This is a genomic window from Bradyrhizobium acaciae (assembly GCF_020889785.1).
Classification (GTDB): Bacteria; Pseudomonadota; Alphaproteobacteria; order Rhizobiales; family Xanthobacteraceae; genus Bradyrhizobium; species Bradyrhizobium acaciae.
Map to the genome: position 1 here is coordinate 1 of NZ_JACMYK010000251.1, position 4713 is coordinate 4713.

Here is a 4713-nt window from a genome sequence, read left to right on the forward strand (position 1 = left end):
TGCCGGCGCAGGCTGCGGCGCCTCGGGCTGCGACTTGCCGACGCTCGGCGCAGGTGCCGCAACCACCGCACGGCGGCGGGTGCGCAGCGCAATTCCGGAAATGAAATCGACCAGCGCCAGCAGCGCGAGCAGGCAATAGGTCGAGTTGCCGAATTTCGGCCAGAGCACGAATTCAGCGGCGGCCGCGCCGAACACGATCAGCGACAGCAGATGATCGGTGAGATATTTCGCGCCGGGGCGCGCGCCCTTGATGACCTCGAGCAGCAACAGCAGCACGCCGGCGGCGAGCAGCATGTCGCTGAGCGTGATCTGCCACACTTCGCCCGACAGCAATGTCAGCCTGATCAGCGGGTCCGTGAAGGACACGCCGGGCATCAGGAAGGCGATGATGTTGTAGACCGCGAGCGGAACGAGCAGCAGCGGAAAACCGACCATCGGGGCTTGCGCCTTATTCAGGGAGAACCAGCAATGCGGCGATGCTCATTGGCTTCGCCGCGGACGCGCCCGTGTTGACCGCACTCGTTGGCCGAATTCAGGCGCAGCGCCATTTGATTGGCGCGGCAGCCCAAAGTCCGATCAGGACTCTTTCTTGGCCTTCAGGACCTGGCGGCCCTTGTACATGCCGGTCTTCAGGTCGAGGTGGTGCGGACGGCGCAGCTCGCCGGAGTCCTTGTCCTCGACATAGGTCGGGGTCTTGATCGCATCGGCCGAACGGCGCATGCCACGGCGCGACGGCGAGGTTTTTCTTCTGGGAACGGCCATGACGGTGTCCTCTAGGGGTGTTGCGGAGGCATCGTCCGAAATGGGGACGAGCGCACAGCGCTTCAAAGCGCCAGCTGCGATGCCGGTAAGGCCGCGCTTATAGAGGAAGGGCCAGCGTAAAGCTAGGGTGGGATACGGCAAAAAACGCGCGAAATGGGCCTCAGGAGCCACGATTTTCGCGCCAGCAATGGGTCACCGTGTTGGCTCGGGCCATATAGGTCCCGGACAGCCTGCGGACCCCGGGACCCGGGTTCCGGGCACTCCTTTTTACCGGATTCGGCAGGATCGCCGCCAAAAGCGCCGCCTCCCTGGGCGACAGCGCCCCGGCCGACCGGCCGAAGGCATATTGGGCGCCGGCCTCCGCGCCAAACTGCCCGGATGGGCCCATTTCCGCGATATTGAGGTAGATTTCCAGGATTCGCTGCTTCGGCAGCACGAAATCGATCCAGAGCGCCAGCGGCAGCTCTAGCCCCTTGCGGATCACGCTGCGGCCCGGCCACAGGAACAGGTTCTTCGCGACCTGCTGGGTGATGGTCGAGCCGCCGCGCGCCGCCTCGCCGTCTTCGGCATCGTTGACCGCCTCGCGCAGCGCCCCCCAATCAATGCCCCGGTGCTTGCAGAAATGGGCGTCTTCCGAGCCGACCACGGATCGCGGCAGATACGGGGACATGGCGTCAAAATCGATCCAGTGCCGCATGACCGGGGCCCCGCGCAGGGTCCGCCACGCCATCAGGGCCGAAACGGGCTGGCCGGTGCGATAGAACGGCGTCACCAGATAGGGCAGCAACAGCAAGGCCAGCAAAAGCAGCAATAAAATTCGGACAATGCGCAAGACGGGGGTTTCCGGGGAGGGCGTCTCCAGAGAGGATTTGGGACCCGCCCGCCAGGATACGGCCGGCGCTACCCGACGTCTGCGGGATAATTCACGGTTTTTCCAGCACTTTTAAGGCGCGAATCCGTCGCCGGGTGGAATTGACGAAGCCGATGCCATCAACGATTGTCCGGCCGAAAATCGATCTGGAGCAATTCTTAATGACGACCGGTACTGCAGAGTTTTCCAAGCGGCTGGACCAGACCGCGGAGGACACCGAAGCCCTGCTCGCGAAACTGCTGTCGGATGCAACCGAAAGCGACGAGATCGTGCGGCCGAAGCGGCTGATCGAGGCGATGCGCTATTCGAGCCTCGGCGGCGGCAAGCGGTTGCGGCCGTTCCTCGCGGTCGAGAGCGCCGCGGTGTTCGGAATCCCGCGCGAATCCGCGCTGCTGGTGGGCGCCGCGCTCGAATGCATCCACTGCTACTCGCTGATCCACGACGATCTGCCGGCGATGGATAATTCCGATCTGCGCCGCGGCCGCCCGACCCTGCACAAGGCCTATGACGACGCCACCGCGATCCTCGCCGGCGACGCGCTGCTGACCATCGCCTTCGACATCATCACCCGAGATGCGATCCACAGGGATGCCCAGGTGCGCCTGCTGCTGACCCGTGCGCTGGCGCGTGCCTCCGGCATCGGCGGTATGGCCGGCGGCCAGATCCTCGACCTCGCCGGCGAAGGCCGCTTCGGCGACCGCGAGCCGGTCGACGTCGCGCGCGTGCAGCAGATGAAGACCGGCGCGCTGCTCCGCTTCGGCTGCATCGCCGGCGCGATCCTCGGCCAAGCATCGCAAAAGGAATACCAGGCGCTCGACGATTACGGCAAAGCGCTCGGCGAGGCCTTCCAGATCGCCGACGATCTGCTCGACGTCGAGGGTGACGCCGCTGCACTCGGCAAGCCGGCCGGCGCTGATGCCGCGCTCGGCAAGACCACCTTCGTCACCCAGCTCGGCATCGACGGCGCCAAGCAGCGCGTTCGTGATCTGCTGGCGCGCGCCGATGCCGCATTGTCGGTGTTCGGCGACCGCGGCGACGTGCTGCGTGCGGCGGCCCGCTTCGTCGCCGAGCGCAAGAACTAGCGGAAAGCAAAGCGTGAAATGAGCAAGGAGTTCGACGACCGCCTTGTTCGTTTCCGCAAGCTGCCGATGCCGGTCCGCGTCGTCGTGGGCCGGCCGCGCACCTTCACTTCGATCGTGGTCGGTATCATCGTTGCCCTGCTGGTGCCGGGCTCGCTCCGCCTCGTCACGCGGCTGCTCGCCGGCTGGGACGCCTTCGCCGCGCTCTATCTCGTGCTCGCCTATGTGATGATGCTGCGCTGTGGCGTCGCCCACATCAAGCGCAGCGCCATATTGCAGGACGATGGCCGCTTCCTGATCCTGCTGCTGACCGCGTTCGGCGCGCTGGCGAGCCTGCTCGCCATCGTATTCGAACTCGGCGCATCCAAGGGCAGCCCGGCAGGACTGGCGGTGGCCATCGTCACCATCACGCTGTCATGGGCCGCGGTCCACACCGCGTTCGCGCTGCACTACGCCCATGAGTTCTATCGCGGCAAGACGCCCGGCGGGCTGCAATTTCCGAGCGGCGACGCGCATGCCGACGCCGATTACTGGGACTTCGTCTACTTCTCGTTCGTGATCGGCATGACCGCGCAGGTCTCCGACGTCGGGATCACCGACAAGATCATCCGCCGCACCGCGACCGTGCACGGCATCATCTCGTTCGTGTTCAACACCGCGCTGCTGGCTTTGATGGTGAATATCGCGGCGAGCGCGATCTAGCACCCGCTAGTTGCGCGATCGATTTGGATCGAGCGGTAAGGCCACCGCTTCGTTTCACCTCTCCCCGACGGGGAGAGGTCGATTTGCGTAGCAAATCGGGCGAGGGGCCGCAGCGCTAACGAGAGACCGTAATCCCTCACCCGGCGCTGCGCGCCGACCTCTCCCAAGGGAGAGGTGAAGTACCGTTGCAGCTCCAGCTCAATCTAGTTGCAGACCTCGACATTGCCGACATTGCCGCCGGGGCCGCCGCCGCCGCGGTATTCGAGATGGCAGCCGCGCCTGACCGGACGGCACAGATAGGCATCGCACATGATCTGGCCGCCGCCGCCTTCCGCCCTCGCACGCTTCTGCGGGCGCGGAATTGCCGCTGATGGGACCTGCGGCGGTTCGCCCTGCTCGCGCTCCGGACGGAAGGCGCGCTCGCGCTCACGGCGCGACGGACGCTCGTCGCTGTCGCGCCTGGCAACCGGCTTCCGCTCGCGCCGCTTCTCGCACTCATTGCCGTCGTTGAGGAACGAGCCCTCGGCGCAGACGATCCTGGTGCAGCGATCGCCGTCGGCCTTGTAGCCGCGCTCGCAGACCAGCGGGCAGACCCGCGCCTGCTTCAGCTTGATCGCGTCGAGCGTGTCGACGCTCGCGGTCTTGATCTCGAGCTTGGTGCCGGCATAGCGGTTGAACAGCGTCAGCGAGCGCTGCGAGGCTGCGTTCCAGTCGCCGTCGACGGCGCCGGTCAGGCAGCCGACACGGCGCAATTCGGTCTGTACCGATTTGACGACATCGACTTCGGGCGACCCGGTCGCCAGCGCGGCCACGGTCGTGGTCTTGTCGGGCGGAGGCGCCGCTGGTTGCGTTGCCGTTTGATCGGCCGCCGGCTTGTCCGAAGCGGCCCGATCGGCGACCGCCGCATCCGCCTGCCGCTTCTGCTCGGCAGCCGCGGCCTGGTCCTGCGCGACCTGCTTGGCCTTTTCCGCAGCAAGACGCGCCGCTTCGGCAGCCTTGGCATCCGCCTCGGCCTTGGCCTGCTGGGCCTTCTGCGCGCCCTCGGCGGCGAGCCGCGCACGCTCCTGCTCGGCCAGACGCGCCTTCTCGGTCGCGGCGACGCGCGCGTCCTCGGCGGTGAACTTATCGAGCTGCAACCTCGCGAGGTTGGCGTAGTAGCCGCTCGGATATTGGGCGAGGAACGCGTTCATCGCGTTCCTGTTGCCGATCTGAAGCGCAAGCTCGTAATCGCGACGAGCCTCCGACTGCGGCGTCGGAACCGGCGCAACGGGCGCGGGCGCGGCGGCAGGCGCCGGCTTG

Annotated in this window: 5 protein-coding genes and 1 pseudogene; 2 read left to right on the forward strand and 4 right to left on the reverse strand. The window is 66.4% G+C overall.

Annotation, left to right across the window (positions count from 1 at the left end):
- The 3 genes from H8A92_RS39530 to mtgA form a co-directional block, all read right to left on the reverse strand.
- Nucleotides 1–435: hypothetical protein (locus H8A92_RS39530; protein WP_229200669.1), on the reverse strand; the 435-nt coding region annotated here is incomplete at its 3' end.
- Between the two features lie 141 nt (nt 436–576).
- Nucleotides 577–762, reverse strand: a complete 186-nt coding sequence (gene rpmF, locus H8A92_RS39535; RefSeq protein ID WP_021077536.1) for a 50S ribosomal protein L32 — start codon at nt 760–762, stop codon at nt 577–579.
- A gap of 160 nt (nt 763–922) precedes the next feature.
- Complete coding sequence (mtgA, locus tag H8A92_RS39540; protein ID WP_229200670.1) at nt 923–1594, reverse strand: monofunctional biosynthetic peptidoglycan transglycosylase; 672 nt, start codon at nt 1592–1594, stop codon at nt 923–925.
- A gap of 200 nt (nt 1595–1794) precedes the next feature.
- On the opposite strand from mtgA, the gene H8A92_RS39545 reads away from it, so the two are divergent.
- Complete coding sequence (locus H8A92_RS39545) at nt 1795–2715, forward strand: polyprenyl synthetase family protein (RefSeq protein WP_229200671.1); 921 nt, start codon at nt 1795–1797, stop codon at nt 2713–2715.
- An 18-nt stretch (nt 2716–2733) separates the two neighbouring features.
- Entirely contained in the window at nt 2734–3414 is a 681-nt protein-coding gene (locus H8A92_RS39550; RefSeq protein WP_229200672.1) for a DUF1345 domain-containing protein, read from the forward strand.
- Between the two features lie 203 nt (nt 3415–3617).
- On the opposite strand, the pseudogene H8A92_RS39555 reads toward H8A92_RS39550, so the two are convergent.
- A pseudogene (locus H8A92_RS39555) lies at nt 3618–4713 on the reverse strand (caspase family protein); the annotation flags it as partial.

What these genes read in the sequence shown, in the direction of transcription:
- rpmF (WP_021077536.1), bottom strand. Translation starts at nt 762, where the DNA reads ATGGCCGTTCCCAGAAGAAAAACCTCGCCGTCGCGCCGTGGCATGCGC.
- H8A92_RS39545 (WP_229200671.1), top strand. Translation starts at nt 1,795, where the DNA reads ATGACGACCGGTACTGCAGAGTTTTCCAAGCGGCTGGACCAGACCGCG.
- H8A92_RS39550 (WP_229200672.1), top strand. Translation starts at nt 2,734, where the DNA reads ATGAGCAAGGAGTTCGACGACCGCCTTGTTCGTTTCCGCAAGCTGCCG.